This window comes from Dissulfurispira sp. (genome assembly GCF_036745535.1).
Taxonomy (GTDB): Bacteria; Nitrospirota; Thermodesulfovibrionia; order Thermodesulfovibrionales; family Dissulfurispiraceae; genus Dissulfurispira.
This window is the reverse complement of the sequence record NZ_DAIOFX010000121.1, coordinates 1-3,272: the sequence shown is the minus strand read 5'-3', so window position 1 is coordinate 3,272 and position 3,272 is coordinate 1. Positions and strand designations below refer to the sequence as shown.

Annotated in this window: 5 protein-coding genes and 1 pseudogene; all 6 read left to right on the top strand. The window is 46.5% G+C overall.

The genetic code is table 11. The annotated features are described in order from the left end of the window. On the top strand, positions 1–213 hold a 213-nt coding region (locus tag V7L97_RS11775), incomplete at its 5' end, for a YeeE/YedE thiosulfate transporter family protein (RefSeq protein ID WP_333656211.1). Beyond that, complete coding sequence (locus V7L97_RS11770; protein WP_333656208.1) at positions 203–481, top strand: sulfurtransferase TusA family protein; 279 nt, start codon at positions 203–205, stop codon at positions 479–481. The genes V7L97_RS11775 and V7L97_RS11770, both read left to right, overlap by 11 nt. Next, positions 462–785 carry a hypothetical protein gene (locus V7L97_RS11765; RefSeq protein ID WP_333656206.1) on the top strand — a complete coding sequence of 108 codons (324 nt, stop codon included), beginning with the start codon at positions 462–464 and terminating at the stop codon, positions 783–785. Before V7L97_RS11770 ends, V7L97_RS11765 begins: the two co-directional genes overlap by 20 nt. A 38-nt stretch (positions 786–823) precedes the next feature. Next, the gene (locus V7L97_RS11760; protein WP_333656204.1) at positions 824–1,762 is read left to right on the top strand and encodes an ATP-binding protein; all 939 of its coding nucleotides are present in this window, start codon (positions 824–826) and stop codon (positions 1,760–1,762) included. Continuing rightward, positions 1,755–2,663, top strand: a pseudogene (locus V7L97_RS13155) (sigma-54-dependent transcriptional regulator); the annotation flags it as partial. The gene V7L97_RS11760 and the pseudogene V7L97_RS13155, both read left to right, overlap by 8 nt. A gap of 14 nt (positions 2,664–2,677) precedes the next feature. Continuing rightward, positions 2,678–3,091, top strand: a complete 414-nt coding sequence (locus V7L97_RS13150; protein WP_442891835.1) for a helix-turn-helix domain-containing protein — start codon at positions 2,678–2,680, stop codon at positions 3,089–3,091. The last annotated feature ends 181 nt before the right edge of the window (positions 3,092–3,272 follow it).

Here is a 3,272-nt window from a genome sequence, read left to right as displayed (position 1 = left end):
AATATATCCGCCTTATTTGGTGGCATACTGCTTGCAATAGGTTCGAGGATGGCAGGAGGATGTAATGTAAAGCTTCTAATGAGCGGTCTTCCCCTGCTTTCCATCCAGGCATTCCTGTTCCTTTTCGGGATGTTGCCCGGCGCCTGGCTTGGAACTTATTTATTCAAAAAACTTGTTATCAGCTATGACAGGGAGGGTGGCGATGGAAAATAGAACAGCGATCGATCTCGATGTAATCAACCTGGATATTCGGGGACAGATATGTCCTGCATGCCTTCTTATTTCCTTAAAGGAGATAAATAAACACAAAGGACTCCTGAGAAACGGCGGGGCAAACCTGATAGTAAAGACAGACCACAGGGATGCCACAAGGACGATTCCTGATGCAGCCACTGCAATGGGATATGCAGTTTTTGTGGAAAAGAAAAAGGGATACTATGAGATTACGGTGGGGCGAAAAGATGAAGACCAGAAGGCATGACAACCACACGCATATTTCAGCAGGAAGTGAAGATATGGAGAGGAAGAATAGGATACTTCTTCAATACATCAAGGAGAAGGTAAACCAGCTCCTGCAGATTATGGGGACAAAACCCCTGAGGGATGAGGAACTCAATGACGAGAGCCTTATTGCCATAGACCCGATAGGCATCATCGCAGAATCATTCGAACAGGTGCTCGAACATCTGAGGGAGAGCAACAGACAGTTACAGCTTGCGAGGGATTACCTGCAGGCAGTCTTTGACACTGCAGGCGTTGGCATATCTATCATGATCGGGATTTGAAAATTATTAAATGCAATGAAAAACAAAAGGAGCTCCTGGTGAACGGCGTATCGCAGATAGAAGGCAGGCACTGCTATGAGGTTTATTGCGGGATAGACTCGCCTCCTCTGATATGCCCTGCCATAGAGACATTGGAGAGAGAGCGAGCGGTTTTATTAAAAGAGGTAACCAAAAAGGGAAAGGTATTTCAAATCATCACATCTCCCCTTAAAGGCAAAGGTGGCGACATTATTGGCGTTATAGAGGTATCCATGGATATCACGGAAAAGAAAAGGGCATTGGAGGCTATGTGCCAATCGGAAAAGCTCGCTGCAGTGGGGCAGCTTGCCGCAGGCATTGCCCATGAACTGAACAATCCCCTAGGCAATATCCTCGGTTATGCAAAGCTTCTTCTCATGGAACAAGACACTACGGAATTTCAGAGGAATAGGCTGGAGGTTATTATAGAGCAGGCAAAGAGGGGAAGCGGCATCATAAAGGGTCTTTTAGAATTTTCCCACCAAAAGATGCCTGTCTTCTGGAAGATTTCCCTTAATACGTGCATACAGCGGGCACTCCAGTCCCTGAGCGATGAAATTAAGGACAATAATATAGAGGTTTTAACAAGACTGGATACGGTTCCTTATGTAATGGCCGATCCAAAGCAGATGGAGCAGGTAATCTACAACATGCTTCTCAATGCCATACAGGCTATGGAAGGAAGGAGCGGTATTGTGGAGATAAAGAGCGAGGCATTAAACGGCTCTGTGGAAGTAGCCATAAAGGATAATGGCCCGGGCATACCAAGGGAGCATTTGAGCAGGATTTTCGAGCCCTTCTTCACCACAAAGCCTGTAAGGAAGGGTACCGGGCTTGGCCTCAGTATATGCGCAGAGATATTGAAAAAACATGGCAGCAATATCTGTGTTGAGAGCGAAGCGGGCAAAGGGACTAAATTCTCCTTCAGGATAATGGATGGAGTAACGGGCAATGTTTGATATTCTGGCAATAGAAGACGACCAGAGGATGAGGGAGCTTCTACAGGAGATACTCAGCCGTGATGGATGCTCTGTATTTACTGCAAAGAACGGTGAAGAAGGAATCGGTCTTCTTGAGAGGAGGATTTTTGATCTTGTTATTACAGACCTCAAGATGCCCGATATAGACGGCATTACCATCCTCTCAAGGGCAAGGGAGCTTAATCCCGAGAGCCTGGTCATAGTAATCACCGCATACGGGACTGTGGAGTCAGCCATCGAGGCCATGAAACTCGGCGCCTACGACTACATCCAGAAGCCCTTTGAGCCCGAGGAGCTGATGCTGGTTATAAAGAAGGCACTGGACTATAAAAGGCTTGCCGATGAAAACTTAAGGTTATCAAGTCAGCTCGAATCCTGCAGGTCAGAGGAGTTGATAGGGACAAGCCCGCGGATGACAGAGGTAAAGAGGCTTGTGGATAGGATTGCGCCCCTCGACACCACTGTGGTCATAGAAGGAGAAACAGGGACAGGGAAAACCTTGTAGCAAAGACCATCCACAGGATAAGCAAAAGGTCATCCGGAAAATTTCTGAGCATAAACTGCGGGGCGCTAACAGAGACACTGCTTGAATCAGAGCTATTCGGACACGAAAAAGGAGCATTTACAGGCGCGATAAAACAGAAACAGGGTCTTTTTGAGGCTGCACATGGAGGGACACTGTTCCTCGATGAGATAAACAATGCAAGCCTCAACATGCAGATAAAGCTTCTGAAGGTACTGGAGGAAGGAAGGATTATGCGCATTGGCTCCACAGAATCCGTGCCTGTGGATGTCCGCATTATTGCTGCAAGCAATATCCCGCTTAAAAAGGAGGTGGATGAAGGTAAGTTCAGGCAGGATCTATACTATCGCCTTAAGGTAGTTACTGTTACCATGCCTTCCCTCAGGGAAAGGCGTGATGATATACCGCTCCTGGCGCATCACTTCCTCGACAGGTATCGAGAGAGATTCGGCAAGGATATTCAGGGCTTCACAACAGAGGTCATGGATACGCTCCTGACATATGACTGGCCGGGCAATGTCAGGGAGCTTGAACACGTTATAGAGAGGGCGGTCATCTTAGAATATGGTAAAAAGATCGGTATATCTTCCCTTCCTGCAGAACTCCGTTCAAGACCGAGGGAGATTATGTCGTCGAAAAGTGTAATGAGGCTTGAAGACATGGAAAGACAGTTAATCCAATCCACATTGAGGTTCTTTGACGGCAAAAGGGATTCTGCTGCCCGTGCTTTGGGCATAAGCACTGCCACCCTCTGGAGAAAGCTCAAGAAGTATAATCTCGACTAACCTCAAATTTCTTTCACTTTGAAATGATCGTTCATTTTGAAATGCTTGCCAATCAAACTTTTTAGGGATATCACCATTTTTTCTGTGGCATGTCTATTGCATTTACTCATCAATCATTTTTGCAAAAGGAGGTGCGAGATGAGGGTAAAGGGTTTATTAGTAATGGTGATGATGGCGGCCT